This is a genomic window from Streptomyces sp. NPDC005533, assembly GCF_042871845.1.
Classification (GTDB): domain Bacteria; phylum Actinomycetota; class Actinomycetes; order Streptomycetales; family Streptomycetaceae; genus Streptomyces.
Genome location: NZ_JBIAJH010000040.1, coordinates 34,654 through 59,227, shown reverse-complemented (window position 1 = coordinate 59,227; position 24,574 = coordinate 34,654). Strand labels below are relative to the sequence as shown.

The window sequence follows — 24,574 nt, the reverse complement described above, 5'->3', positions numbered from 1 at the left end:
GAAGCGACCGCTCCGATCCCCGCCGCCACAGCGGCATGAGACGGCTCTCAAGAGCCCGTCACTGCGGCTTGACAGCATCATTGGGAATCTCCTTGGCTTGATCGGTTTCGCCGGTGCCGCAGCTGCTCGGGGCTGCCCGGTCCGGGAAGTGGAGTCGCTCGGGGCGGAGGCGGTGTGGGCACGCGGCACCCGCGGCTCGCGCGGGATCATGGCGCGCCAGCCCGCCGACACCACGGGCACCTTGCCGTCACGCCTGTGCCGCGAGGGTGAACTCCTTCACGAGGGTGGTGCAGAAGGCGTCAAGGTCGTCGGGCTTGCGGCTGGTGATGAGCGTCGCCGGAGCCGCACGGCACACCTGGACTTCCTCATCGACCCAGGTAGCTCCCGCGTTGCGGATGTCGGTCGCAAGGCTGGGCCACGACGTCAGCGTCCGGCCGCGTACGACGTCGGCTTCGATCAGGGTCCAGGGCGCGTGGCAGATCGCCGCGACGGGCTTGCCCGCATCGAAGAAGCTCCGGACGAAGCCGACGGCCCGTTCGTTCATGCGCAGTGCGTCCGGATTGGCGACACCGCCCGGCAGCACGAGCGCGTCGAAGGCGTCCGAGGTGTCGCCGGCCAGCAGGTGGTCGACGGGGTAGGTGTTCGCCTTGTCGAGGTGGTTGAACGCCTGCACGCGTCCGGGCTCGGTCGATACGAGCTGCGGGATCCAGCCGGCCGTCTCGACGGCCTTCCAGGGTGCGGTGAGCTCGACTTCTTCCACACCCTCCGGGGCGGTCAGAAACGCGATGCGCATGGTTCTCATTCCCTTCGTCGGGGTGGCGGTCATCTACAAGGGACCGCCGTTGGCGCGCCGGAGCGGGCGGATGCCGCGCCGCCTCGCGCCCGGCGTTCGACTCGGTCGCTCCGCGCCTTCCCCACCGGGCGGTCCTGAACCGGAGCGCGGCACATCCGCCTCCGAGCGTCACGGACGCCCGACGGGCCCGTCCGACGAGCAGGCGACGACACGTCGTCCACGAAAGGCGCTCCGTCCGTCGAGGCGCACGCCTGGTCGTCGACGACGCCGGTGAAGAGCCGCCGGCCGCATACGCACGGGCGCGCGGCAGTTCCACGGGCGCTCCGACGGCGTGGGAGACCGCATGCGCCGCGGCGAATACGGGCGCATGCCGAGATGGTCACGCCCGAAGGCTGAGCTCCTGGCTCTCCGACTGGCAGCGGCAGGCAGCGCACCCGGTGGTGCCGACGCCCCGGTTCTCGTTGGCGCCCGCACACAGCCATCCCTGCCGATCGTTCCGCGCCGCCGCCTCGCCCGGTCCGATCCGCCGGTGCCCGCGCAGGTGCGAGGGCTGTGGCACGGCGCGGAGCCGCGGGACTTCTCGTGGCTAAGGGGTCCGCTGCCACCTGCGACCTGGGCGGCCTCCGGTCCGGGTCTGATCGGACGGCCCCGAGGAGTGGGCCGCGGGGCGGCGGGTAGGCGCCGGGCAGCCCCGGCCGTCCCGCCGGAAGGGCGGGACCGGCCTTCGCGGTGAGGAGGCAGACATGTCAGCCCCTGTTCCACACCCCAGCCCGCGGATCACGCCCCGACCGTACGGTGGCGGCGTACCGCCGGGCGAGACTCCGCCCGGCGAGTCGAGCACCGGCTCCGGCGCGGGTCCGTACCGCCCCCTTACCCGAGGCTGGGGCATGGGTCCTCTCGTGCTGATCTGCCTGCTGTCCCTGGTCTGCGCCCTCTTCTTCCTTGCCTACGCCATCGTGCTGGACCTCTGAGCAGTACCGAACCAGTACCGACGGCCCCGCCCCAGACCACCCCGTCTGACGCGGCCAGACAAGGGCAGGCGCACGTGGTCGTACATTCGCCCATTCGTCCTGAGGTGAAGGAGATGATCATGTCCTCAGGCCCCCCGCCACGCTCGACGCACTCCGGGTGTCGCTTGCTGCTGGTCCGCCATGCGAAGGCCGTGCCCAAGCACGTGGCCGAGGACTTCGAGCGGTCCCTCAGCGACCGCGGACGAGCCGATGCGCCGGAGACGGGCCGCTGGCTCGCCGAGTCGGGCTTCGAGCCCCACCTGGTGCTGTGTTCCCCGGCCCGCAGGACACGGGAAACATGGGAGCTGATCGCGCCGGCCCTGCCGGACGTGCCGCCCGCCGTATACGACGACAGGCTCTACAACGCGGCCCCGGACGCGTTGGCCGCCGTGCTCGCGGAGCAGGGAACGGGGATGAACCCTGTGATGCTGGTCGGCCACAACACGGGCATCCACGAGCTGGCCACGTCGCTGTGCGGGGCCGGCCCGCCGGAACTGCTGGAACGCCTGAGGGAGGAACTCCCGACATCAGGCGTCGTGGTGGTAGACCTTCCGGGCCGGTGGGAGGACCTGACCTCGGATGATGGTCGCGATGGTCACCTGACTGCGTTCTGGGCACCCGCCCACCGGGAACCGCCTGACAAGTGATCACGTCTCTTGGACGCCGTGTCCAAGGTCTCCGGGATCTTGTCGAAGGTGCCGGTGCTGGCTCAGCAGCTCTTAACCCTGGTCGTCGCCGCGCCGCCAGGGCCGGTCTCCGGGCCGTAGCAGCGTCTCCGGGGGCTTGCCGCTGGCCCGTCGCTGGCCGGCGGTTGACGCGCCTACGAACAGGATCATCAGGAAGCCGACGATGCACAGCGGCCACAGGGTGAAGGCTCCGACGATGAGAAGGAGCAACCCCACGGCCAGGAGTCCTCGGGCCCAGTCCGGCCCCTGTTCATCAGTCATCCCGGCCCCTGTCGTGGAGACCGCACACGGTACGCGATCGACGCCCGCCGTCGCCTGCGAATCCGCTACCTCGCCCCCTCTCGCCCACGGGCGGGAGGGGCGCTTCACACCGTCACCGACACGCTCATGGAGCGCGAAGGGGATGCGGGCCGCAACGCGCACCTGGCTAGACCCCAGCCTCCTTCTCGTACACGTGGGGCTTGCCACCCTGCCAGGCGATCACCTCGGAGTCGCCGAGGACCAGACCGTCCGGATCGGGGACGTCGAGCCGTCGCAGGAACTCGATCAGGTCCTCGTCCGAGTGCGCTATGCCGAGGACCGTGTCGACGCCGCGGATCCGGATCACGACCCGCCGGCCGCCCGACGCGGATATCCGGTGCACGAGGATCGGCGCATGTTCCATGGCTCCAGCCTGCCGCCGGCGCCCCGGCGGAGCATCCGGAACAGTCACTCGCTCCACTCCTCCGGGCCGCCGCCCAGCCACCTGATCGGGGGCCGGCCCTCCGCCGTCCACAAGCCGGCTGCGCGGAGCAGCTCTACCACCCCGGCAAAGCTGTGCGCGACGCCCAGGGCCCGGTCCTCCGCGTGGACGTGCGCCACGACGGCCCGGCCGTCTCCGGCGAGCGGGTGGACGACGATGTACACGCTGTCGGCCATACCTCCAGGGTGCGGCTGTCCTGTCGGTCCGGCACGTCCAGTGCGGTGTCGGGCGGAAGCGGGGGCGGTGGAGGCGGAAGCGATGGCCGTCGACCGCTCCCGCCGGGAGCCGTCGACGGCCCGGGGGCCCCGGTGGGGCGGGCGGGATCAGCGCAGTCCGGCGAAGAGGTCGTTCTCGGGTACGGCCGCGCCGGTGGCGTCCTTGACCCGTAGGAAGGTCTCCACGCCCATCAGCTCGCCGAACCTCTCCTTGCCCATCCTGAGGAAGAAGATGTTCTCGCCCTGACTGGCGTGCGCGGCCAGCGCGTCGAACTTCTGTCCGCTGAACGGGGTGGTGTCCACCCACGTGGTGATCTCGTCGTCGGGGAGGCCGATCTCGGCCATCGCGGCGGCCTCGGCGGGATCCGGCTCCGGCATGTCCTCGTGGAACTCGCGCATGATCTCGCCGAACCGCTGCATCCCCGAGCGGGGCATCGTCGTCCAGTACACCTTCGGGGTCAGCGCGGTCATCTCCAGCGCCGCCATCGTGATGCGGTGGGCCTGGATGTGGTCGGGGTGGCCGTAGAAGCCGTTCTCGTCGTAGGTGACGACCACATCCGGCCGGTAGTGCCGCATGAGCTCCGCCAGTCGGGCCGCGCCCTCCTCCACGGGGGTCTGCCAGAAGGATCCGGGGGCGTCGTTGCTGGGCCAGCCCATCATTCCGGAGTCGGCGTAGTCCAGCAGCTCCAGATCGCTGACCTTCAGAACCTCGCAGCTCGCCTCGAGTTCTTGACGGCGCATCAAGGCCACGGCAGCCGGATCGTGCCCGGGGTCGCCCGGCTTGACACCCCCCGGTCCGTCACCGCAACTGCCGTCGGTACATGTCACGAGAACCGTGCGGATGCCTTCGGCGGCGTACCGCGCGAGGACCCCTCCGGTTCCGGTGGCTTCGTCGTCGGGGTGGGCGTGCACTGCCATGAGCGTCAAGGGGCGGTCAGTCATGTGAACAATCCTCCTGCAGAAATACTTCTCTGTGCGTGTGCGCGGCGGCGTGCCGCGATCCCCTAGGGCCCGGGTTCTGGTGGGTCGGACGACCTGCGGTCTCCCGGTTCCCCACCTGCGGCCCCGATCCCTCAGTCGATGCAACTGCGCCGACGGGACCGCCTGTTCCCGGCACGGCACGGTGCCGGCGTCGACCATCTCGCGGAGCAGGTCGGCGTGGCCGTTGTGACGCGCGTACCCCTCGATCATGTGGAGCTTCAGGTGGTGGGCAGGAGGTCGGCGACGAGGGCGGCGAATTCCTCGGGGTCGAGGATGCGGATGCCCAGTTCTTCGGCCTTGGTGCGCTTGGAGCCGGCCTTCTCGCCCGCCACCAGGAGGGTGGTGCGCTTGGACACCGACGACGAGGCCTTGCCGCCGGCCCGCTCGATCAGCTCGTTCATCTCGTTCCGGGACAGCACCGCGAGGGGGCCGGTCATGGAGCCGGTGACCACGACGGCCTGTCCGGCCAGCGGGCCGCCCGCCGCGTCCTCGCCGTCGTTCGCCTCGGTCGCGGGCTTCTGGGGCTCGGTGACCTGGGTGCCGACCTGCTGGGCCTGGAGTTTGTCGAGGAGCGGGGCGAGTTCGAGGAGTTCGGCCGCGATGACGCGGGCCTTCTCGGTGCCGATGCCGTCGACCCCGGCCAGCATGTCCGCGTCGGCGGCCCGGATCGCGGCCATCGAACCGAAGTGCGCGGCGATCCGGCGGGACATCGTGCGCCCGGTGCCGCGGACGCCGAGGGCACAGAACACGCGGCTCAACGCGGCTCCGCGGGCGGTCTCGATCGCGGCCAGGAGGTTGGCGGCGCTGGTCTCGCCCATCCGTTCCAGACCGAGGAGCTGCTCGCGGGTCAGTGTGAACAGGTCCGCGACGTCCTTGACCAGACCGGCCTCCACCAGCTGGATCGCGCGCGTGCCGCCGAGGCCTTCGATGTCGAGCTGGTCCCGGCCGGCCGCGTAGATCACCGACGCCACGGCCTGACAGCTCCGGCCGCGCACGCACCGCCACCGCTGCTCGGAGGTGTCGATCGCGTCGCCACAGCGGGGGCACGCCTCGGGGAAGACGATCGGGCTTTCGGCGCCGGTGCGCTGGTCGACCAGCGGTGCTTCGACCCGGGGGATCACGTCGCCGGCGCGGTACACGAACACCTGGTCGCCGATCATGAGCCCGCGACGGGTGATGTCGGACGGATTGTGAAGCGTGGCGTAGGTCACCGTCACCCCGTCGATGACCACGGGCTCCAGGACGGCGCGCGGGGCGATGATCCCGGTCCGGCCGACGTTCCACTCCACCGCCAGCAGACGCGTCACCTTGTGTTCGGCCGCCAGTTTCCGGGCCACCGCCCACCTCGGGGCGCGCGAGCCGTTGCCGGCCTGCCGCTGGTCCTCGGCCGTGTCGGCCTTGACGACGACACCGTCGATCCCGAACGGCAGGTCTGCTCGCAGGCCGGCGATCGCGTCGATGCGTTCCTGCACCTGTTCCACGGTCTCGTACCGCATCGGGGCGGCGGCCGTGGTGGCGGCCGTGTTCGCGCCGAGCGCGGCCAGGTTCTCCAGGAGGGCGAGGTGACCGAGGTCGTCCAGACCGATCGCGCCGTAGGCGAAGAAGGTCAACTCGATCCGGTAGGGGCGGTCTTTGGCCCGCAAGGTGCCGGCGGCCCCGCTGCGCGGGTGCGCGAACGGCGTGGCCGCGTGGGCGAGCCTGATCCGGTTGGCTTCCTCGAACTGCGCGGTCGTCAGCAGCACTTCGCCGCGCAACTCGACGTCGACCGGCTGGGTGAGAACCGTCGGCAGGCCGAGGACGGCGTCGGCGGCGTGGGTGATGTCCTCGCCGGCCAGGCCGTCGCCGCGGGTGAGGACCTGGACGAGCCGTCCGCCCCGGTACCGGGCGGCCACCGCGAGGCCGTCGAGCTTCGGCTCCACGCACCATCCGGCCACAGGGTGCCCCAGGCGCCGTTCCAGGCCCGCGGCCCACTCGGCGAGCTCGTCGGCGTCGAAGACGTTGTCGAGGGAGAGCATCGGCACCGAGTGCGGCACGTCCCCCTGCACGGCCCCACCCGCGACCTTCCCCGTCGGCGACTCTGCGAGCGCCTCGTCCGGGTGGGCCTCTTCGTAGGCCGCGATGGCGCGCAGCAGACCGTCGTACTCGTCGTCACCGAGCGGGGTGGTCCCGTCGCCGTAGTACGCGGCCGAGGCCGCCACGGCGGTGGTGACGGCCTGCACGTAGGCGGCCGGAGAGAGCAGGGCACTGTTTTCGGTCATGAACGTCATCATCCTGCCCCCCACTGACAACGCCGTCGCCCGGCCCCGCCCCCATGCCCCGTCGGCTCCCGTGCCGCACCGCGGCACAGGACGGGAACGGCACCGGCAACTGATCGGCCCCGCCCTCGCGGGAGATCGCACGGCCCGCACCGGCTCTCGGCGGATCGTCCGGACGCACGTCGTGACCTGCGGAGACGCCGCTCGTTCCGACATGTGGCCCGATTCCCACCGGCTGCCCTCTAGGGGGGTATCGTCCCCCGGTCACGGACGGCAATCGGATCGTCCGTCCAACCCGAGGGAACCGACATGACGGATCTGAACTCGCTCCGGGCCAGCCTCGCGTCCGGTGAGCACCAGTTCGCCGACACCCTGGCCTTCATCGCCGCGCACTACGAGTACCAGCCGCAGGCGTTCCGCAACGGAGACGTGGAGAACGCCGCAGGGGAGAACGAGGGATCCTGCAAGACGCTGGGCCTGGCCCTGCTGGAAGGCCTGAGCGACCAAGAGGCCCTGCAGGCGTTCGGTGAGCACTACCGCAGCGTGCTGGCAACGCCGATCGACACCGATCACGGCAACATCCGCAACCTCATGGCCCACGGCCTCGCAGGGGTGAGCTTCGCCGGGCAACCGCTGGCCCGCAAGAGCTGAACGGCGAAACCCGGGCGAGCACCCTGCGCCGTGTTCGACGTGGCTGGCTCCCCCCCTTTCCCGAGCGCGGCACCATATCGGCGCCGTCCAAGGGCGGGCTTTCATAAGGCATACGGACACCGGAAACGCAATTTCTCATATCCGGAACAGGGGAATGCGTGATGCGCCCTGTGTCCGGCCGCCGCACATCATGGATTCAACCGCAGGGCCATGACCCAGCGAGTAAGTCAAGACTTACCTTCAGGGAAATCTACTCCTATGGTGTGGATCGAATCGAAGGAGTCCCCTGTTGTCGAAACCAAATGACCCCGCTGTGCGTGCGGTGGAATCCGAACGGGATTACGTGTCCTCGTTATACGAGTTGCTCACCGAGCGGCTTTCCGAGGCGCGAGCCCACCGAGCGACCGTGTTGAAGAAACCGGCGGAAAGCGCCGAAGAGGCGTACGAGAGGGAAATCGCCGCCGCGCGTCTGGCCAAGGAAATCAGCCGGCTGGAAGGCGCCGAAAAGGGGCTGGTCTTCGGGCGCATCGACCGGACGGACGGCACGGCCCTGCGCATCGGGCGGATCGGACTGCACACGCAGGAGGACGACCTGCCTCTGCTCGTGGACTGGCGCGCGCACGCGGCGCGGCCCTTCTACGAGGCGACACCAGTCCACCCGATGGGCCTGCGGCGGCGCCGGCACCTGCGCCTCGCCCAGCGCACGGTCATCTCGGTGAGCGACGAGCTGTTGGACGGGACCGCCCCGACCGACGGGGACGTCGTGGGGGACGGCCCGTTGACCGAGGCCCTGTCGGCACGGCGTACGGGCAGGATGCACGCGGCCGTCGCGACGCTGCAGGCCGAGCAGGACGAGATCGTCCGCTCCACCCACCGCGGGGTGACCGTGGTGCAGGGCGGGCCCGGCACCGGCAAGACGGTGGTCGCCCTGCACCGGGCGGCCTACGTCCTGTACGCGTTCCCGCGCGCCGCGGAGGAGGGTGTCCTGGTGGTGGGCCCGAACGCCCGGTTCCTCGACTACATCTCCCAGGTCCTTCCCTCGCTCGGAGAGAACGACGTCGTGCTGGCGACCTGCCGGGAACTGGCCGGAGTGTCCACGGACGCCGTGGAGCCCTTCGATACGGCGCGCCTCAAGGGCGGTTCCGACCTCGCCGACGCCTTGGCCGGCCTGCTGCGCGTCCACCAGGCCCCCGCCGGAGACTTCACCGTGCGGGTCGGACAGGAACTGCTTCACCTGTGCGGTGCGGAAGTCGCCACGGCACGCGATGCCGCCGTGAAAGCCGTACCGGGGCACAACCCCGCGCGCCAGGTGTTCAAGGAGCTCCTGATCGACGCCGTCACCGACGCGGTGCAACGGGACATGGGCGACCTCCTGGAGCAGATCGACGCCGATACCGAAGCGATGACGGGCCTCAACCTCGACCGGTTCACCGGGGTCGCCCAGCGCCGTGTCGAAGGTGCGGCCGACCCGGGTCCGGTCCACGAGTTGGACCTGGACGCCCTCCGTGCCGATCTCCTCGGCGACGCCGGCGTCGACCGGGCGGTCGAGGTGCTGTGGCCGCGGTTGGCACCGGGTGACCTCGTGAAGGCGCTGCTGACGGACGCGGGCGCCCTCGCCGAGCACCTGCCCCGCCTGACCCCGCAGGAGCGGTCCCTCCTGCTGTCCGGTCCAGAGGCCCCGTGGACCGACGCCGACGTGCCGTTGCTGGACGAGGCGGCGAGCCTGGTCGACGGTCCCCCCGAGCGGACGTACGGGCACGTCGTCGTCGACGAGGCGCAGGAACTGACCGCCATGCAGTGGCGAATGATCGTCCGCCGCTGCCCGGCGAGGGCGATGACGCTGGTGGGTGACTTCGCCCAGGCAGGGCCGGTCGCGACGGCACGCGACTGGAAGGAGGCACTGGGCCCCCACGTCGGACCGCGCTTCACCCTGCACGAGCTGACCGTCAGCTACCGCACCACGCAGGAGATCCTGGAGAGCGTCCGGGGCCTGCTCACGCGGATCGCTCCGGACCAAAGGCCCACACGGTCACTGCGCAGCGGGGAGAGCCCTCGCACCGTGACCACGCCTTCGGACGGGTTGGTCACCGCCGTCGTCTCGGAACTCCGCGCCCAGAGCACCGCGCACCCGGGCGAGCTTCTGGGAGTGATCTGCGCGGACACCAGGGTGCACGAGCTGACGGCCCGGGGCATCGCCCACCACGCACGCATCGTGCCGGCGTCCGAAGCTCGCGGCCTGGAATTCGACGGGGTCGTCGTCATGGAGCCCGAGGAAATCATCACGGCCCGCCCCGGTGGGGAACGGGACTTGTACGTGGCCCTGACCCGGGCCACCAAGCGCCTGTGCACCATCACCGTCCAGCCCGCCTGACGGCGGTCTCGGCCGCTGCGGGAAGGCCGAGCCGAGCCGTGCCGGGCCGTGCGGTCGGCTTCAGCCAAGGTCGGTGGCGGGCCCGGGGGTATCGCTGCAGCGTCGAGTTGCGGAAGCCGAGGCGACGAAACCGCCCTGACGGTCCGTGCGCTGCGGGCCGATCTCGTCGGCGCACTCCGGCGCGCCGACGATCCGCCAGCGACCCCGCCGTTGCACGAATCCGTCCGGATTGACGGCAATTCACGGATCTGGTCGATCAAGAGTGTCCGGATCGTGCCCGAACAGAGGCCAAGGCGACGCATTTCCCCAGGGCAGCGCGTGGATAAGATCACGAACGCCCGGGCGACACGCCCCACGGGCACCATCCGGTGGGGCGCACCATCTCACGCCCGCTCACTCTGAATCGACTGCGCACGTAGGGCGCATCGGAAGGACCATCCGTGTCTAAGTCGCCGCAGGCCGACACCCTCACGCCGCTCGCCAAGAAGAAGAAGCTGTTCGAGGGACTCGCCCCGTGGCAGGTGGTTCTCTCCGTGCTCCCCCTGGGACTGCTCTTCGTAGGCGGTGCGATCGGCGGTGGGCTGGGCGCGCTGGGCATGGTCACCAACGTGAAGATCGCCAAGACGCAGCTGCCGACTGCCGGCAAGGTGGCCGCCATGCTGGGGGTCGGTGTCGCGGCGGTCGTCGTCTTCGTGGCGATCGCCGGACTGCTGTCCAACGCCGTGAACGGCTGATTCCACAGCCCGGCGGCTCCTGGCCGAAGGAGCCGCCCGTGGGGTGAACGCGCGTGAGCGCGGCCGACCGGGGAGGAAGCCGGGGCCGCGCTCACGTGTCACGCGGGGAAACGGCAAGGCTCCCCGGTGCGCTGCTGGGGCCGGATCAGGCGTTGACGCAGGTGTTGCCGAAGGCCGGGTTGAGCAGCGCGATGATGTTGACGGTGTTGCCGCAGACGTTGACGGGAACGTGGATCGGGACCTGAACGACGTTCCCGGAGGCAACACCCGGCGAGCCGATGGCCGCACCGTGGGCACCGGCGTCGGCCGAAGCCATGCCCGCCGCGCCGAGGATGATCGCGCCGGTAGCGGTGATGACGGCCGTGGTCTTCTTCACTGGGGTCTCCTTCAGGATGTACGTCTAACGGTGAACGAAAGCGGGCGCTGGCAGTGGACCGAGCAGACAGGCCCTGGCCGGGCGCTTGTCCTCTCCAACCCCTCCACCCGGTGTATGGACACGGTGGTCAACCCGTTCGGGTGCCGCGCGTACGCCGACCTGCGCAGGGCGGACCCGACGGCCCTCCGCTCCCAAGGCCCTTCCCGCCGTCCGACTGACGCGCCGACGGCTCAGCGGCGGAGTGCCGGTGCGGTGCTCTTCGCGAGCGACTGCATCCTGTGACCTACTGCGCCTTCGGCCCGTTGAAGGACCGGGCCGCCGACCTCCCACGAGGTGCGCCTGCGCGCCGAGGCCGGGCCGTGCGAACCCGCATGCACGTGTACCCCTACGCTGGTGCCCGCGATCTTCAACAGGGCGACGAAACGGAGCGTGACGGGTGACGGGGGCGAACGGCGCGGAGCTGGTCGGCAAGGCTCTGGGTGGGCGGTACCTCGTGACCGGGATGATCGGGCGCGGTGGCATGGGCGTGGTCGCCCGGGCGGTGGACCAGCTGCTGAACCGCGAGGTCGCCGTCAAGGTCCTGCGGGCCTACACCGACGCCTCCCCGGCCGAACTGGCCGATCTGCGGGTCAGGATGCAGCGGGAGGCACAGGCCGCGGCCCGTATCCGGCACAGCGGTGTGGTCACCGTGCACGACGTGGTCGAGGAGCAGGGACTGCCGGTCATCGTCATGGAGCTGGTCGACGGGCCCTCCCTCGACGACGTGTTGGCGGAGCGCGGCCCGCTGGACCCGCGGGAAGCGGCCGCGATCGGCGCCAAGCTGATGGACGCGCTCGACGCGGCGCACCGGGCCGGGGTCCTCCACCGGGACGTCAAGCCCGGCAACGTGCTGCTCGAGCGCAGCGGCCGGGTCGTGCTCACCGACTTCGGCATCGCCAGCATGGAGACCACCGGTGACGAGGCCCTGGCCAAGCTGACCCAGAGCGGTCAGATCGTCGGCTCCCTCGACTACTTGCCGCCGGAACGCGCTCAAGGCCGGGACCCGGGTGCCGCGTCGGACATCTGGGCGCTCGGCATGACGCTGTACGCGGCCGTGGAGGGCTCTGCGCCCTTCCGCCGTACGTCGGTGTGGTCCACGCTGGCGGCCATCGTCGGCGAACCGCTGCCGGAGCCCCGGCGCGCCGGTCCGCTCACCCCGGTGCTCCAGGCGCTGATGGCCAAGGACCCGCTGCGGCGGCCCGATGCAGGGCGGGCACGCGACATGCTGGAGGCGGTGGCCGGGGGCAGGACGGCGGACCCCGCGCCGGCACCGGCCCCCCAGCCCGTCCCTCCGCCGGCCTTCGGTCCCCCCACCGCACCGTTCTCCCCGCCCGCCCCCCGGCCCGTCGCCTCCTACACGCCGACCGACGCCTACGGCGCCCCTCCGCAGCCGGGCGCCGCGCAGCCGGCCCCGGCCCCCGGTGTACCCGACGGTCACGGCAGCGGTTCCGAGACCCGTGCCACGGCGGTCCGCGCACGGGGCCGGCGCACCCGCACCGTCGTCGCGGTGGCCGCCGCCACCGTCCTCACCTGCGGCGGCGTCGCCTACGCCCTGATGGACGGGCGGGGGGAAGCGGGCGGCCGGTCGCACACGGCGCTTCCGACGGCAAGCACCGCCGGCGACGGCGACGTGTCGAAGGGCGCGGCCTCCCCGGGAGGCCGGACGTCCGCCACTCCCTCGAAGAAGGACGAGAAGACGGGACCCACGCCGACGCCCGGAAACGGGGGCTCGGCCACGAAGGCGTCCGGCTCGCCGAAGCCGGCGACCAGCCCCCCGGTGAAGGCACCCGCACCGGTGTCGACGGCGTGCACCGGCTGGGCCCACGCGAACCGCAGCGACGGCTGGGGGCACACGGCGCAGGAAACCCACCTCTACACCGGCCCGTACGCGGAGTGCTCCTATGTGACCGGGGTCAAGTCCGGCGTGAAGGTGTACTACCACTGCTACGTGACCAATGCCCACGGCAACCAGTGGATCTACGCCCGTATCGAGGGGACGAGCACCGAAGGCTGGCTGGCCGGCGACAAATCCACCCTGAAGGCCGGCACACTCGCCCGCTGCTGAGACCGCCGCAGGGTTCGGCACGGCGCCCTCGGCTCGCTCGCCGCGGCGCGCTGTCGGCGGGGCGTCAGTGCAGTGCGGGCTCGCTCGCCGGGACGGCACGCAGGGCGCGTTCGACGGTCTCCTGGTTCTCGCCGACCGGGGCCACGTAGTCGAGGACGTCGCGCGCGGCCTGCTCCCCCAGCGTGCGGGTGATCACCCATGTGGCGAGGTACTGGGACGCCATGCACCCGCCTGCCGTGGCGATGCTCCCCTCGGCGTGGAACGGGGCGTCCAGCACGGTGACGTCGCAGGCTTCGACGAAGGGCCGGCTGGTCCGGTCCGTACAGGCAGGCATGCCGGTCAGCAGCCCGAGCCGGGCCAGGACCAGTGCGCCGGAGCACTGGGAGCCGATGAGCTGGCGCGCGGGGTCGAGGGACAGCCTGGAGATCAGCCTGTCGTCGGCGACGACGTCGCGCGTCCTCACCCCGCTGCCGATCAGCACGACGTCGGCTTCGGTCACGAACTCCATCGGGCGCTGCCCGGTCACTTCGACGCCGTTCATCGAGGTGACCCGGGGCGTCGGGGTGGTGATCCAGGCTTCCAGGCCGTCCTTGCGGCAGCGGTTGATCAGCGCGGAAGCGATGAAGCTGTCGAGTTCGTTGAATCCGTCGAAGGTGACCACTGCTACCTGCATGACGACTCCCTTGCGTACGGAAACGATCGGACCGGCACTCTCACAGACGCGTCGTTCCGGAGGGAGACCCAATCAGCGGCCAGTGGCCTGCTTCCCGGCCAGTGTCCCAAGGCTCCGGTCCTGAGCAACGGGCGGCCCCGCCCACGAGTGCGGCGGGGTAGGGCCCGTCGGTCAGGTGCGCCGGGGACCGTCCGACCTGCGCGATCGTCGGTCGCCGAGGACTACGGGTGCGGCGGGGAAGGCGGCGGCGGTCAGCCTCCGTGGGCGGCCGTGCGGGCCCGTACCTCCTCCGGGGTGAGGTACTGGTCCGTGTACTCGAAGTCGCGCAGGGTCCCCGGCTTGTCCGTCTGGAAGCCGGTCCGGACGAAGTCGTCTCCGGCCACGGCGTTCAGGAGCCAGTTCGTCATCACCCGGGTCTTCGCGGCCCCGGTGCGCAGCGCCGCCCAGTGGTAGCCGCGGGCCACGGCCTGGGCGGGCATCCCGCGCAGGTCGATGCCGAGCGGCCGGGAGACGCCGTCGCGGCCGCCGAGGTCCACGACCAGGCCGAGGTCCTTGTGGACGTACCGGCGCAGCGGTGTGCCCCGCAGCGTGGCGACGACGTTGTCTGCGGCGACCCTGCCCTGGCGCTCGGCGTGCTGTGCGGTGGGCGGGCAGACCTTGCCGTCGCCGCCGGCGGCGAGGTCGGGCACGGCGGCCGCGTCCCCGAGTGCGAACGCGCCGTCCGCCCCCGGCACCCGCAGGTCCGCGGTGACGACGAGCCGGCCGCTCTTCGCGGTCTCGGCGCCGAGCGTGGCGATGAGCGGGCTCGCGGCGACGCCGGCCGTCCAGATGAGGGTGCGGCAGGGCAGGACGCGGCCGTCGGTGAGGGTGACGTCCTCGGGGCCCGCCTTGGCGACGGAGGCGCCGAGCGAGACCTCGATGCCCCGGCGGCGCAGCACGTCGAGGGCTGCCCGGCCCAGTCGGTCGCCGAGCTCGGGCATCAGCTTGGGGGCCACGTCCACGAGGTGCCAGGTGATCTCGCGCCGGTCCAGCCGGGGGTAGCGGTCGACGGCGTTCGTGGTGAGCCGCTCCAGGGAGGCGGCCGTCTCGGTGCCCGCGTAGCCGCCGCCCACCACGACGAAGCCGAGCCGTGAGGCCCGTTCCGCCGAGCCGGGTGCGGCGGCGTCGGCCAGGTCGAGCTGGGCGATCACGTGGTCGCGCAGGTGGGCCGCTTCGGCGAGCGTCTTCATGCCGCGGCCGTGGTCCGCCAGGCCCGGGATGTCGAAGGTGCGGGTCACGCTCCCCGGCGCGAGGACCAGGTGGTCGTACGGCTGGTCCACCAGCTCCCCGGTGATCTTCCGGATGACGCAGACCTTGGCCTTGGTGTCGATGCCCACGGCCCCGCCGGGCACGATCCGGGTCCGGTGGCGGCGGCTGCGGCGCAGCGACACCGCCACGGACTGGGGGGTGAGCACCCCGGAGGCCACCTGCGGCAGCAGGGGGAGGTAGAGCTGGTAGGAGAACGGGGTGACCAGCAGGATCTCCGCCTCCTCGGGTGACAGTGTCCGCTCCAGGCGGCGTACGCAGGAGACGCCGGCGAAGCCCGCGCCGACGACCACGATCCTCGGTCGTGCCATGGTGTCCGTCCCTTCTCGGGTGTACGGGTCCCCGACACACCTTCCCCGGCATGCCGTTCCATGCACGCGGAAACCGGTACGGAGGGCTCCGCGAGGCCGAATGGCCACCGAACGGCCTGAACGGCGCCGCCCCGGGGTGCGGAAGTGGGACACGTCCGGCGGTCGGGGCCACTGCCACGCACCCGCTTGTCCCACACGGGAGGTGTGAGATCCGCCCAGTCCGGTTATCCCGAGGGGAGATATATCAAGAATCATGGACAAAGGGGCAACAGTGGCGCATCCAATGCCGGAGACCCGCTCCCGCGTCGGGCTGCATGTCAACGGTCGGCGACACGAGCTCGACGTGGACCACCGGGTCACCCTCCTGGACCTGTTGCGGGAGCACCTCGGCCTGACCGGCGCCAAGAAGGGCTGCGACCACGGCCAGTGCGGTTCCTGCACCGTGCTGGTCGACGGCCGGCGCGCCAACAGCTGCCTGCTGCTCGCCGTCGCCCACGACGGGGCGCGGGTCACCACCGTGGAGGGACTGGGCGGCGACGGAGCGGGCGGCCTGCACCCGCTGCAGGAGGCCTTCATGGAACGGGACGCCTTCCAGTGCGGCTACTGCACGCCCGGCCAGCTCTGCTCCGCCGCCGGTCTGCTCGCCGAGGCGGCCGCCGACCCCGGGGCCGCGGACCTCAGCCGCTCCGGGATCGCCGAGGCCATGAGCGGCAACCTGTGCCGCTGCGGCGCGTACCCCCGCATCGTGGACGCCGTACGGGACGTGGCCGCGATGCCGCAGGCCGCTGCCCCGGTCCGAGTCCAGGACCAGGCTCCCGGTGACGGGCGGGTGGGCGCGTGAAGCCGTTCGCGTACGTACGCGCCACCGGCCTCCCCGAGGCGATCGCCGCCCATGGCGCGCGGCCCGGCTCCCGCTACCTCGGCGGCGGCACCAACCTCGTGGACCTCATGAAGCTCGGGGTCGAGGCCCCCGACACCCTCGTCGACCTGACCGGCCTGCCCCTCGACTCCGTCGAGGAGACGCCGGACGGCGGCCTGCGGATCGGGTCCGGGGTGCGGAACACCGATCTCGCGCTCCATCCCCTCGTCCGCACCCGCTACCCCGTCCTGTCCCAGTCGCTCCTGGCCGGTGCCTCCACCCAGTTGCGCAATGTCGCCACCACGGGCGGCAACCTGCTCCAGCGCACCCGCTGCCCCTACTTCCAGGACCTGTCCAAGCCCTGCAACAAGCGGGAGCCCGGCACCGGCTGCGGCGCCCGCGACGGAGTCCACCGGGACCACGCCGTTCTCGGCCACTCCCCGCGGTGCATCGCCACCCACCCGTCCGACATGGCCGTCGCACTCGTCGCGCTCGACGCGGGCGTCGAACTCCAGGGGCCCGACGGCGCCCGTACGGTGCCCGCGACCGCCTTCCACCGGCTGCCGGGCGACCAACCCGAACGGGACACCGTCATCGAGCCCGGCGAGATCCTCACGGCGGTCACCCTCCCGCCGGAGTGCGCCGGCCTCCCTTCGCGCTACCGCAAGGCCCGCGACCGCGCCTCGTATTCCTTCGCGCTCGCCTCCGTCGCCGCCGTGTTCGACATCTCCGGGGGGCGCGTCCGCCATGTCGCGCTCGCCTTCGGCGGGCTCGCCCACCGTCCCTGGCGCGCCACCACCGCCGAGGAACGACTGCTGGGCGCCGCCCCCACGGAGAGCGCCGTACGGGAAGCCGTCGAGGCCGAGCTCGAATCTGCGGAGCCACTGCGCGACAACGCCTTCAAGGTTCCCCTCGCCCGCAACCTCGCCTGCGACGTGCTCAACTCCCTCTCCGGAAGTCCCCGCTCGGGCGGCTCCCGCTCCTGAAAGTTCCTCAGCCCGTCAGCCCCCCCAGCCCCCCAGCCCCTCAAGCCCCTCCCCCGATCGCGAGGACCGCCATGGACTCCAGCCCCGCCGCCCCGGCGCCCTCCCTCGGCACCCCCACCCCCCGCCTGGAGGGCCGGGAGAAGGTCACGGGAAGGGCCCGCTACGCGGCCGAGTACGCCCTGCCGAACCGGGCGTACGCATGGCCGGTGCCCGCCACCGAGCCCCGCGGACGCGTCACCGCCGTCGACACCGCCGGCGCGCTCGCGCTGCCCGGCGTCCTCGCCGTCCTCACTCCCTCCGACGCGCCCCGGCTGGGCCCCTCCGACGACCCCACCCTCCGCGTGCTCCAGGACCTCGAAGTGCCCCACCGCGGCTGGTACGTGGCCCTGGTCGTCGCCGAGACCCCGGAGGCCGCCCGGGCCGCCGCCGCGGCCGTCCGCGTCCGCTACGCCGCCGAGCCCCACGACAGCGTGCTGCACACCGGCCACCCCGCCGCCTACACCCCCGAACTGGCCAACGGCGGCTATCCGGCGCACCGCGAGAAGGGCGACGCGGCCGCCGCGTTCGCCGCCGCCCCGGTACGCGTCGACTGCGCGTACGCCGTACCGCCCCTGCACAACCACCCCATGGAGCCGCACGCCGCCACCGCCCACTGGGACGCCGACGCCGGCACCCTCACGGTGTACGACTCCAGCCAGGGATCCGGATTGGTGCGCTCCACCCTGGCGGACCTCTTCGACCTGCCCGCCGACAGCGTCACGGTGGTCTCCGAGCACGTCGGCGGCGCCTTCGGCTGCAAGGGCACCCCGCGCCCGCACGTCGTCCTCGCCGTGATGGCCGCACGGCACACCGGCCGCCCCGTCACCCTCGCCCTGCCCCGGCGCCACCTCGCGGCCGTCGTGGGTCACCGCGCGCCGACCCTGCACCGCGTGCGCCTGGGCGCCCGTACGGACGGCACGCTCACCGCCCTCGCCCACGAGGTCACCACCCACACTTCCCGCGTGCGGGAGTTCGTCGAACAGGCCGCCGTCCCGGCCCGCGTCATGTACGCCGCGCCCGACCTCCTCACCACTCACCGCGTCGTGCCCCTCGACGTGCCCACGCCCTCCTGGATGCGGGCGCCCGGCGAGTGCCCCGGCATGTACGCCCTGGAGTCGGCCATGGACGAGCTGGCCTGCGCCCTCGGCATCGACCCGGTCGAGCTGCGCGTCCGCAACGAACCCGACGCGGAACCCGACAGCGGACACCCGTTCAGCAGCCGCCATCTCGTGGAGTGCCTGCGCGAGGGGGCCGCCCGCTTCGACTGGGCGGCGCACCGCAGTCCGCGCCGGGACGGGCCGCTGCTGATCGGCACCGGGGTCGCGTCCGCCACGTACCCGGTGTACGTCGGCCCCTCCTCGGCGCGGGCGCACGCCCTCCCCGACGGGACGTACCTCGTGCAGACCAACGCCACCGACCTCGGCACCGGTGCCCGCACCGTCCTGGCGCAGATCGCCGCCGACGCGCTGCAGGTCGCCCTGGACCGGGTGACGGTGGAGATCGGGCACTCCGCGCTGCCGCAGGGGACGGTGGCCGGCGGCTCGGCGGGGACGGCCTCCTGGGGCTGGGCGGTGCACGACGCCTGTACGAGCCTGCTCGCCCTGCTCGCCCGCCGCTCAGGGCCGATCCCGGAGGGCGGGGTGTCCGTCCCCGCCGATACGACGGCCTCCGCCAAGCAGAAGTCCCCGTACGCCCGGCACGCGTTCGGCGCCCACTTCGCGGAGGTGCAGGCCGACACCGTCACGGGTGAGGTCCGGGTCCGCAGACTGCTGGGCGTCTTCGCCGCGGGCCACATCCTCAATCCGCTCACCGCCCGCTCGCAGTTCGTCGGCGGCATGGTCATGGGCCTGGGCATGGCCCTCACCGAACACAGCACCATGGACCCGGCTTTCGGGGACTTCGCCGAGAACGACCTCGCCTCCTACCACGTCCCCGCCCACGCCGACGTGCCCGACATCGAGGTGCACTGGCTGGACGAGCACGACAAGCACCTCAACCCGATGGGCGGCAAGGGCATCGGCGAGATCGGCATCGTCGGCACGGCGGCGGCCATCGGCAACGCCTTCCACCACGCGACCGGCCGCCGCATCCGCGAACTCCCGCTGACCCCGGACCGCGTCCTGGCGGCTCTCGACTGAGGAGGGCCGGCCGCCCGCGGAGCCGGCCCCGGCACGCGGGGGATCCTCCGGTAGGGGCTCACGGGTGCGGCCTGGCGCACGACGGCGCGGGCGAGGCTCCTTGGCGGACCCGCCGGCCGGCGAGTTCCACGGCCGCGGCCGCGGTGGTGGTCCCGTGCGTCCGGGCCGTGTGGAAGACCTGCCGGAGCGTGTCGCCGATGCGGGGCGCCTCGGGCGATGGGGACCGGCGTGCCCGGGTCCTCCCTCGCGGGGTCAACGCCCGTAGCGGGTCACCAGGGTCCGTGCGGTCTCGGCGATGCGGTCGCGCAGCTCGGCCGGTGCCATGACCTCGACGTCGGTGCCCATCCGCAGGAACTCTCCGTGGGCGTGGTCGATCGACTCGATGGGCACCCGGGCCTGCGTCCATCCGTCACCCGTGGGCGTGGGCGTCACGCCGAGCCGGCGGGCGCCCTCCGGGGTGAGCCGCACCAGGGCCTCTGCCGTGTGCAGCCGCGCTCGGAAGTCGGCCAGGTGACTGGTCCAATACCCGGCCAGGTCGAAGCCGTCAGGAAGGACGAACTGCTCCCCCAGCGGCCGGAGTCCGAGGATCTGGTCGATCCGGTAGGTGCGGATCCCGGACGGCCCGCCCGCGACCAGGTACCAGCGGCCGGCCTTGAGCACGAGCCCGTAAGGCTCCACCCGCCGCTCGATCTCCTCCGGAGCCCGCCAGCGCCGGTACCGCAGGAGCACCGCCCGCCGTGCCCACACCGCGGCGGCGACCGGGGCCAGGTGAGGCGTGCGGTCGGCATCGCCGTACCAGCCGGGGGCGTCGAGCAGGAAGCGCTCCTGGATCTGCCCGGCGTGCTCTCGCAGCTCGGCCGGAAGGGCGGCCCGCAGCTTGAGCTGGGCGGTGGCGAGCGCCTCGCCGAGGCCGAGCTCGGCGGCGGCGCCGGGGAGTGCGGCGAGGAACGCGGCCTGCGCCTCGTCCGCGGTCAGTCCGGTGAGCCGGGTCCGGTAGCCGTCGACCAGCCGGTAGCCGCCCGCGTGTCCGGCCGCGCCGTACAGGGGGATCCCGGCGGCGCCGAGCGCCTCGACGTCCCGGTAGACCGTACGGACGGAGACCTCCAGTTCCTCGGCCAGCTCCTGGGCCGTCATCCGTCCCCGGTTCTGGAGCAGGAGGAGCAGGGTGACCAGTCGGCTCGCGCGCATGCCGCCCAGTATCCACTGACAGTGGATGTCAGTGGAGTGCCCCTAGCCTGCGGCGCATGAACGACTTCGACTTCCTGCACGGCTCCTGGGACGTGGCCAACCGCCGTCTCACCGCACCGCTCGGCTCCGGCACCGCCACCTGGACGGAGTTCCCCGGGCACGCGGTGGTCCGGCCGCTGTTCGGGGGCGCCGGCAACATCGACGAGATCACCTTCCCCACGCTCGGCCGCCAGGGCGTGACCCTGCGGCTGTTCGACCGCGAGACGGAGCACTGGTCGATCCACTGGTCCGACAGCCGGACGGGTCGTCTGGATCCGCCGGTGGTGGGCGGCTTCACCGGCGACCGCGGGGACTTCCACGGCGAGGACACCTACGACGGCCGGCCGATCGGGGTGCACTTCACGTGGTACCGCCTCGGCCCGGACAGCGCCCGCTGGGAGCAGGAGTTCTCCTGCGACGGCGGCCGGACCTGGGAGCTCAACTGGACCATGGACTTCGCCCGCAGCGGATGCGCCGGCGCATGAGCATCGTCGAACTCCGCCGGTACACACTGCACCCGGGAGCCCGGGAGACGCTGATCGAGCTGTTCGAGCGCGAGTTCGTGGCCGGTCAGCAGGCGGTCGGCATCGCCGTCGGCGGCCGATTCCGCGACCTGGACGATCCGGACCGCTTCGTCTGGCTGCGCGCGTTCCCCGACATGGCGCGCCGTCGGCGCGCGCTGGAGGCCTTCTACACCGGCCCGGTGTGGCGGGAGCACCGCGCCGCCGCCAACGCCACGATGATCGACAGCGATGACGTCCTGCTGCTGCGCGGCCCGGGCTTCACACCGGCGCCGGGCACCCGCGAGGTGGTCGCGACCGTCTGCCGTCCGACCGACGCGGCCGCCTTCGACTCGTACGCCGCCCGGCACCTGGGCCCGGGGCATGCACTGCACCGCACCGAGCACGCCGAGAACGACTACCCCCTCCTGCCCGTCCGCACCGGGGAGGACGTCCGGGTCTGGTTCGGCCCGCCGGCGTCACCGCCACCGCCCTGGCCGACCCGGCGGCTGCGGCTCGAACCCGTGAGGGCGGCTGCGCGGCGGGCCGTCTGACAGCCTGGGGCGGCTGCCTGCTCGCCGGCGCAGAGCACCCTCCGGCCTGCACCTGACGATCGTCGCGCGCCGACCGCGCAGTGTCGTGGGAACCAGCCGGCCGACTCGGTCGCTGCCGGCTCAGGAGCCTTCGATCGGCCCGGCCCGATCCCATCCAGGCGCCCGCACGTCGATCGTGAGGCCTCCCGACCGGGCCTCCTCACCGCAGGTCCGGCACATCGCCATCAGATCGAGGTCGTGCTCGGCGTGGTGATCCGATCCGGGCCCGCCGTGATGCCGGAAGGCGACCGGTGGAGCGTCCACCGCCCAGCGATCACCCCAGGCCAGCAGCGCGTGCATCACCGGTGCGAGATCGCGGCCTGCCTCCGTGAGGTGGTATTCGAACCGCAAGGGGCGCTCGCTGTAGGGGCGGCGCTCCACCACGCCCGCCTCCTCCAGCGCGCGCAGTCGGGCGGCGAGCCGGTCGCGGGGCGCGCCGGTGTTGCGGACGATCTGGTCGAAGCGCTGGTTGCCGTAGAAGATCTCGCGGATCGCCAGGAGGGCCCAGCGTTCACCGACGAGTTGCAGCGCGGCGGCCGCAGAGCACGGCCGACCAGGCACTTCGGGGTGCGGAACCGAGTTCTCGTCCTGCTTCGCGTTCGAGGTCACGGCCCCATCCTCTCGCGAGTCCATTGTGTTTTCAAACCTGCCCGGCTAGCCTCCGGTCCATGACAGTTGGAATTTCAAACCGACCCATGGCGTCCCGAGCCGTGTTCGCGACCGTCGCGGCCGCCGTCTTCATGTCGAACCTCGACCTCTTCATCGTCAACGCGGCCCTCCCGGCGATCGGCCACTCGTTCGGCGGCAGCGGCCTCGGCTCCCTCTCCTGGGTCCTCAACGGCTACGCGATCGTCTTCGCCGCGCTCCTCGTGGTCGCGGGCCGCGTCGCCGACCGTTCCGGCCACAAGTCGGTCTTCCTGACCGGCTTGGCCGTGTTCACCCTCGCCTCGGTCGGCTGCGCCCTCGCTCCCAACGTCGGGACGCTGGTCGCGGCACGGCTCGTACAGGCCGCCGGCGCTGCGCTGCTGATGCCGACCTCGCTCGCGCTGCTGCTCGACACGACGGCCCCCGAGAAGCGCGCCGGGGCAGTGCGCGCCTGGGCGTCGATCGGCGGGATCGCCGCCGGGCTCGGGCCGGTGGCCGGCGGGCTGCTGGTCGAGGCCGGATGGCACTGGGTGTTCATCGTCAACGTGCCGGTGGGGATCGCGGCGTTCGCGCTCGGCGTCAGGGTGCTGCCGTCGCCCGGACGCGCCGGGACGGAGAAGAGCCCGCTGCCCGACCTGTTCGGCGCCGCCCTGCTCACCGCATCGATCGCCACGCTCGCGCTCGCCCTGATCAAGGCTCCTGACTGGGGTTGGGCGAGCGCCCGCACCCTCGGCGGCCTGGCCGCCGCGGTGCTGCTCGGCGTCTGGTTCGTCCTGCGATCGGCCCGCCACCCCGTGCCCATCGTCGAGCTGCCGCTGCTCCGGGTCCCGGCGTTCGCCTCCGCCGCGGCCGCCCTGACGCTGTTCACCATCGCGTTCGCCGGAATGCTGCTCGGCGCGGTGCTGTGGTGCCAGGGCGTGTGGGGCTACTCGGCTCTGCGCACCGGTTTCGCCATCGCGCCGGGACCCCTGCTGGTGCCGCCCGTCGCCTTGCGGATCGGACCCGCCGTCGCCCGATTCGGTGCGGGCCGCATCGCGCTGGCGGGATCCGTCGTGTTCGCCGCCGGCATCCTGTGGTGGGCCGCGACGCTCGACACCGGCTCGGCCTACGCGGCCTCGCTCCTGCCCGGCATGATGCTGACCGGCCTCGGCGTCGGCATGACGCTCCCGGTCCTGACCGGGGTGTCGGCGGCCGCCCTGCCGCCGGCCCGCTTCGCCACCGGCTCGGCCATCACGTCGATGGGCCGCCAGATCGGCGCGGTCCTCGGCGTCGCGATCCTGGTCGGCGTCCTCGGCACCGCGGGCCCCGGACACACGGTCGCCGCCTTCCGGCACGGCTGGTACGCGGTCGCCGCGGCCGCCCTCCTCGCCGCGTGCGCGACGATCCCGCTCGTCCGCACGCCGCGGCCGGCCGCCGCCCAGTCGACCGACGGCGCCGAGGCCGTGGAGACCGCGCGGACCGGCGCCGCCTGAGGGGACGGGGACGGGGCGCCGTCTCCCGGTCGCCCGTCGCGCGCCCCCACCCCTTGCCCCACCTATCGAGATTCGATAGATTTCCATCGTAACTCGATGGAAGGAGGGGTCGTGGGGAAGCTGACAGTGCGTGCGCTGCGCGCCGTGCTCGTGGTGGTGCTCACCGGCACCGTGTGCGTACAGGCAGGAATGGTGTGGACGCTGGTCAGCGGTGACGACCCGGAAGACGGTTCGGTCCCGCTGACCCCGCTGCGCGTGATCACGATCCTGGGCATGGTGTCGGCCCAGGTCGCCGTCGTCTGCGTGTGGCGGCTGGTGACCATGGTGCGGCGGGGAACGGTGTTCTCCCATGCCGCCTTCCGCTACGTGGACGGCGTGATCGGCGCGATCGTGGGAGCTGCCCTCCTGTGGTTCGCGGTCACGGCCGTCAACGCGCCGGGCCAGCGGGAGGACCCGGGCGTCACCGTCATCATGGGCGGGGTCGGCCTGGCCATCCTCGGGGTCGCGCTCATCGTCCTCGTCCTGCGGATGCTGCTCGCCCAGGCCGTCGCCCGCGACGTCGAAGCGTCGCAGATGCAGGCCGAGTTGGACGAGGTCATCTGATGCCGATCGCCGTCGACATCGACGTGATGCTGGCCAGGCGGAAGATGTCCGTGGGCGAGCTCGCGGAGCGCGTGGGGATCACCCCCGCCAACCTGGCCGTACTGAAGAACGGCCGCGCCAAGGCCGTGCGCTTCGCGACGCTCGCCGCGCTCTGCGAGGTGCTCGACTGCCAGCCGGGCGAACTGCTGCGCTGGGAGGCCGAGGACGCCGACGACGGATGACGCGGCTCCCGGCGCCCGTCCTTCCTGCACGGAAGGACGGGCTTCGCCGTTTTTCGGGCGGGCCGGCCAGGGCTGGACGGGCCC

25 protein-coding genes are annotated in these 24,574 nt (G+C 72.3%); 14 read left to right on the top strand and 11 right to left on the bottom strand.

Annotation, left to right across the window (positions count from 1 at the left end; genetic code table 11):
* Positions 1–247 precede the first annotated feature (247 nt).
* Positions 248–793, bottom strand: coding sequence for a type 1 glutamine amidotransferase domain-containing protein (locus ACFYP3_RS30015; protein WP_388839180.1), 546 nt, complete (start codon positions 791–793; stop codon positions 248–250).
* Between the two features lie 743 nt (positions 794–1,536).
* On the opposite strand from ACFYP3_RS30015, the gene ACFYP3_RS30010 reads away from it, so the two are divergent.
* Positions 1,537–1,764: a DUF6480 family protein gene (locus ACFYP3_RS30010; protein WP_388839178.1), complete on the top strand. Its 228-nt coding sequence runs from the start codon at positions 1,537–1,539 to the stop codon at positions 1,762–1,764.
* A 119-nt stretch (positions 1,765–1,883) separates the two neighbouring features.
* On the top strand, positions 1,884–2,450 hold the full coding sequence (locus tag ACFYP3_RS30005) for a SixA phosphatase family protein (RefSeq protein ID WP_388839175.1): 567 nt from the start codon (positions 1,884–1,886) through the stop codon (positions 2,448–2,450).
* Between the two features lie 72 nt (positions 2,451–2,522).
* Here the strand turns inward: ACFYP3_RS30005 and ACFYP3_RS30000 are convergent, their stop codons facing one another.
* The 5 genes from ACFYP3_RS30000 to ligA all read right to left on the bottom strand — a co-directional run bounded on the left by ACFYP3_RS30000 (position 2,523) and on the right by ligA (position 6,694).
* Positions 2,523–2,750: a hypothetical protein gene (locus ACFYP3_RS30000; RefSeq protein ID WP_388839173.1), complete on the bottom strand. Its 228-nt coding sequence runs from the start codon at positions 2,748–2,750 to the stop codon at positions 2,523–2,525.
* A gap of 166 nt (positions 2,751–2,916) precedes the next feature.
* A complete protein-coding gene (locus tag ACFYP3_RS29995; protein ID WP_388839170.1) occupies positions 2,917–3,153 on the bottom strand; it encodes a hypothetical protein in 237 nt (78 codons plus the stop codon).
* A 44-nt stretch (positions 3,154–3,197) separates the two neighbouring features.
* Positions 3,198–3,407 (bottom strand): hypothetical protein, encoded by a 210-nt coding sequence (locus tag ACFYP3_RS29990; protein WP_388839167.1) that lies wholly within the window; start codon positions 3,405–3,407, stop codon positions 3,198–3,200.
* A gap of 147 nt (positions 3,408–3,554) precedes the next feature.
* Positions 3,555–4,388, bottom strand: coding sequence for a PIG-L family deacetylase (locus tag ACFYP3_RS29985; RefSeq protein ID WP_388839192.1), 834 nt, complete (start codon positions 4,386–4,388; stop codon positions 3,555–3,557).
* A gap of 257 nt (positions 4,389–4,645) precedes the next feature.
* Positions 4,646–6,694, bottom strand: coding sequence for an NAD-dependent DNA ligase LigA (gene ligA, locus ACFYP3_RS29980; protein WP_388839189.1), 2,049 nt, complete (start codon positions 6,692–6,694; stop codon positions 4,646–4,648).
* A gap of 297 nt (positions 6,695–6,991) precedes the next feature.
* Between ligA and ACFYP3_RS29975 the strand changes: the two genes are divergently transcribed.
* The 3 genes from ACFYP3_RS29975 (at position 6,992) to ACFYP3_RS29965 (ending at position 10,438) form a co-directional block, all read left to right on the top strand.
* Positions 6,992–7,333 carry a HopJ type III effector protein gene (locus tag ACFYP3_RS29975; RefSeq protein WP_388839164.1) on the top strand — a complete coding sequence of 114 codons (342 nt, stop codon included), beginning with the start codon at positions 6,992–6,994 and terminating at the stop codon, positions 7,331–7,333.
* 343 nt (positions 7,334–7,676) lie between these two features.
* A complete protein-coding gene (locus ACFYP3_RS29970; RefSeq protein ID WP_388839161.1) occupies positions 7,677–9,704 on the top strand; it encodes a HelD family protein in 2,028 nt (675 codons plus the stop codon).
* A gap of 440 nt (positions 9,705–10,144) precedes the next feature.
* Complete coding sequence (locus ACFYP3_RS29965) at positions 10,145–10,438, top strand: hypothetical protein (protein WP_388839158.1); 294 nt, start codon at positions 10,145–10,147, stop codon at positions 10,436–10,438.
* 145 nt (positions 10,439–10,583) lie between these two features.
* Here ACFYP3_RS29965 and ACFYP3_RS29960 read toward each other — a convergent pair whose 3' ends face one another.
* Positions 10,584–10,754, bottom strand: a complete 171-nt coding sequence (locus ACFYP3_RS29960; RefSeq protein WP_388839186.1) for a chaplin — start codon at positions 10,752–10,754, stop codon at positions 10,584–10,586.
* A 496-nt stretch (positions 10,755–11,250) separates the two neighbouring features.
* On the opposite strand from ACFYP3_RS29960, the gene ACFYP3_RS29955 reads away from it, so the two are divergent.
* Entirely contained in the window at positions 11,251–12,918 is a 1,668-nt protein-coding gene (locus ACFYP3_RS29955) for a protein kinase (protein WP_388839156.1), read from the top strand.
* 64 nt (positions 12,919–12,982) lie between these two features.
* Here ACFYP3_RS29955 and ACFYP3_RS29950 read toward each other — a convergent pair whose 3' ends face one another.
* A complete protein-coding gene (locus ACFYP3_RS29950; RefSeq protein WP_388839153.1) occupies positions 12,983–13,591 on the bottom strand; it encodes an AraC family transcriptional regulator in 609 nt (202 codons plus the stop codon).
* 251 nt (positions 13,592–13,842) lie between these two features.
* Positions 13,843–15,207 carry an NAD(P)/FAD-dependent oxidoreductase gene (locus ACFYP3_RS29945; RefSeq protein ID WP_388839150.1) on the bottom strand — a complete coding sequence of 455 codons (1,365 nt, stop codon included), beginning with the start codon at positions 15,205–15,207 and terminating at the stop codon, positions 13,843–13,845.
* Between the two features lie 283 nt (positions 15,208–15,490).
* Between ACFYP3_RS29945 and ACFYP3_RS29940 the strand changes: the two genes are divergently transcribed.
* From ACFYP3_RS29940 to ACFYP3_RS29930, 3 genes are all read left to right on the top strand, one after another.
* A complete protein-coding gene (locus ACFYP3_RS29940) occupies positions 15,491–16,048 on the top strand; it encodes a (2Fe-2S)-binding protein (protein WP_388839147.1) in 558 nt (185 codons plus the stop codon).
* Entirely contained in the window at positions 16,045–17,052 is a 1,008-nt protein-coding gene (locus tag ACFYP3_RS29935) for an FAD binding domain-containing protein (RefSeq protein ID WP_388839144.1), read from the top strand. Before ACFYP3_RS29940 ends, ACFYP3_RS29935 begins: the two co-directional genes overlap by 4 nt.
* Before the next feature lie 71 nt (positions 17,053–17,123).
* A complete protein-coding gene (locus ACFYP3_RS29930) occupies positions 17,124–19,229 on the top strand; it encodes a xanthine dehydrogenase family protein molybdopterin-binding subunit (RefSeq protein WP_388839141.1) in 2,106 nt (701 codons plus the stop codon).
* A 252-nt stretch (positions 19,230–19,481) separates the two neighbouring features.
* Here ACFYP3_RS29930 and ACFYP3_RS29925 read toward each other — a convergent pair whose 3' ends face one another.
* On the bottom strand, positions 19,482–20,417 hold the full coding sequence (locus tag ACFYP3_RS29925; RefSeq protein ID WP_388839138.1) for a helix-turn-helix transcriptional regulator: 936 nt from the start codon (positions 20,415–20,417) through the stop codon (positions 19,482–19,484).
* A 56-nt stretch (positions 20,418–20,473) separates the two neighbouring features.
* Here ACFYP3_RS29925 and ACFYP3_RS29920 point away from each other — a divergent pair, with 56 nt between their 5' ends.
* Both ACFYP3_RS29920 and ACFYP3_RS29915 read left to right on the top strand, forming a co-directional pair.
* Entirely contained in the window at positions 20,474–20,941 is a 468-nt protein-coding gene (locus ACFYP3_RS29920; protein ID WP_388839135.1) for a hypothetical protein, read from the top strand.
* Complete coding sequence (locus ACFYP3_RS29915; protein WP_388839132.1) at positions 20,938–21,510, top strand: NIPSNAP family protein; 573 nt, start codon at positions 20,938–20,940, stop codon at positions 21,508–21,510. The genes ACFYP3_RS29920 and ACFYP3_RS29915 overlap by 4 nt, the downstream gene beginning before the upstream one ends.
* Positions 21,511–21,630: 120 nt before the next feature.
* Here the strand turns inward: ACFYP3_RS29915 and ACFYP3_RS29910 are convergent, their stop codons facing one another.
* Positions 21,631–22,158 carry a winged helix-turn-helix transcriptional regulator gene (locus ACFYP3_RS29910; protein WP_388839129.1) on the bottom strand — a complete coding sequence of 176 codons (528 nt, stop codon included), beginning with the start codon at positions 22,156–22,158 and terminating at the stop codon, positions 21,631–21,633.
* Between the two features lie 86 nt (positions 22,159–22,244).
* Between ACFYP3_RS29910 and ACFYP3_RS29905 the strand changes: the two genes are divergently transcribed.
* From ACFYP3_RS29905 to ACFYP3_RS29895, 3 genes are all read left to right on the top strand, one after another.
* Complete coding sequence (locus tag ACFYP3_RS29905) at positions 22,245–23,666, top strand: MFS transporter (protein WP_388839126.1); 1,422 nt, start codon at positions 22,245–22,247, stop codon at positions 23,664–23,666.
* Between the two features lie 111 nt (positions 23,667–23,777).
* The gene (locus ACFYP3_RS29900) at positions 23,778–24,269 is read left to right on the top strand and encodes a DUF2975 domain-containing protein (protein WP_388839123.1); all 492 of its coding nucleotides are present in this window, start codon (positions 23,778–23,780) and stop codon (positions 24,267–24,269) included.
* Positions 24,269–24,490, top strand: coding sequence for a helix-turn-helix domain-containing protein (locus ACFYP3_RS29895; RefSeq protein ID WP_388839121.1), 222 nt, complete (start codon positions 24,269–24,271; stop codon positions 24,488–24,490). The genes ACFYP3_RS29900 and ACFYP3_RS29895 overlap by 1 nt, the downstream gene beginning before the upstream one ends.
* Positions 24,491–24,574: the final 84 nt, after the last annotated feature.

Coding starts and splice junctions, on each gene's coding strand:
- ACFYP3_RS29930 (WP_388839141.1), top strand. CDS start 17,124: ATGGACTCCAGCCCCGCCGCCCCGGCGCCCTCCCTCGGCACCCCCACC.
- ligA (WP_388839189.1), bottom strand. CDS start 6,694: ATGACGTTCATGACCGAAAACAGTGCCCTGCTCTCTCCGGCCGCCTAC.
- ACFYP3_RS29945 (WP_388839150.1), bottom strand. CDS start 15,207: ATGGCACGACCGAGGATCGTGGTCGTCGGCGCGGGCTTCGCCGGCGTC.
- ACFYP3_RS30000 (WP_388839173.1), bottom strand. CDS start 2,750: ATGACTGATGAACAGGGGCCGGACTGGGCCCGAGGACTCCTGGCCGTG.
- ACFYP3_RS29920 (WP_388839135.1), top strand. CDS start 20,474: ATGAACGACTTCGACTTCCTGCACGGCTCCTGGGACGTGGCCAACCGC.
- ACFYP3_RS29895 (WP_388839121.1), top strand. CDS start 24,269: ATGCCGATCGCCGTCGACATCGACGTGATGCTGGCCAGGCGGAAGATG.
- ACFYP3_RS30005 (WP_388839175.1), top strand. CDS start 1,884: ATGTCCTCAGGCCCCCCGCCACGCTCGACGCACTCCGGGTGTCGCTTG.
- ACFYP3_RS29995 (WP_388839170.1), bottom strand. CDS start 3,153: ATGGAACATGCGCCGATCCTCGTGCACCGGATATCCGCGTCGGGCGGC.
- ACFYP3_RS29985 (WP_388839192.1), bottom strand. CDS start 4,388: ATGACTGACCGCCCCTTGACGCTCATGGCAGTGCACGCCCACCCCGAC.
- ACFYP3_RS30015 (WP_388839180.1), bottom strand. CDS start 793: ATGCGCATCGCGTTTCTGACCGCCCCGGAGGGTGTGGAAGAAGTCGAG.
- ACFYP3_RS29940 (WP_388839147.1), top strand. CDS start 15,491: ATGCCGGAGACCCGCTCCCGCGTCGGGCTGCATGTCAACGGTCGGCGA.
- ACFYP3_RS29960 (WP_388839186.1), bottom strand. CDS start 10,754: ATGGCTTCGGCCGACGCCGGTGCCCACGGTGCGGCCATCGGCTCGCCG.
- ACFYP3_RS29905 (WP_388839126.1), top strand. CDS start 22,245: ATGGCGTCCCGAGCCGTGTTCGCGACCGTCGCGGCCGCCGTCTTCATG.
- ACFYP3_RS29990 (WP_388839167.1), bottom strand. CDS start 3,407: ATGGCCGACAGCGTGTACATCGTCGTCCACCCGCTCGCCGGAGACGGC.
- ACFYP3_RS29975 (WP_388839164.1), top strand. CDS start 6,992: ATGACGGATCTGAACTCGCTCCGGGCCAGCCTCGCGTCCGGTGAGCAC.
- ACFYP3_RS29950 (WP_388839153.1), bottom strand. CDS start 13,591: ATGCAGGTAGCAGTGGTCACCTTCGACGGATTCAACGAACTCGACAGC.
- ACFYP3_RS29925 (WP_388839138.1), bottom strand. CDS start 20,417: ATGCGCGCGAGCCGACTGGTCACCCTGCTCCTCCTGCTCCAGAACCGG.
- ACFYP3_RS29915 (WP_388839132.1), top strand. CDS start 20,938: ATGAGCATCGTCGAACTCCGCCGGTACACACTGCACCCGGGAGCCCGG.
- ACFYP3_RS30010 (WP_388839178.1), top strand. CDS start 1,537: ATGTCAGCCCCTGTTCCACACCCCAGCCCGCGGATCACGCCCCGACCG.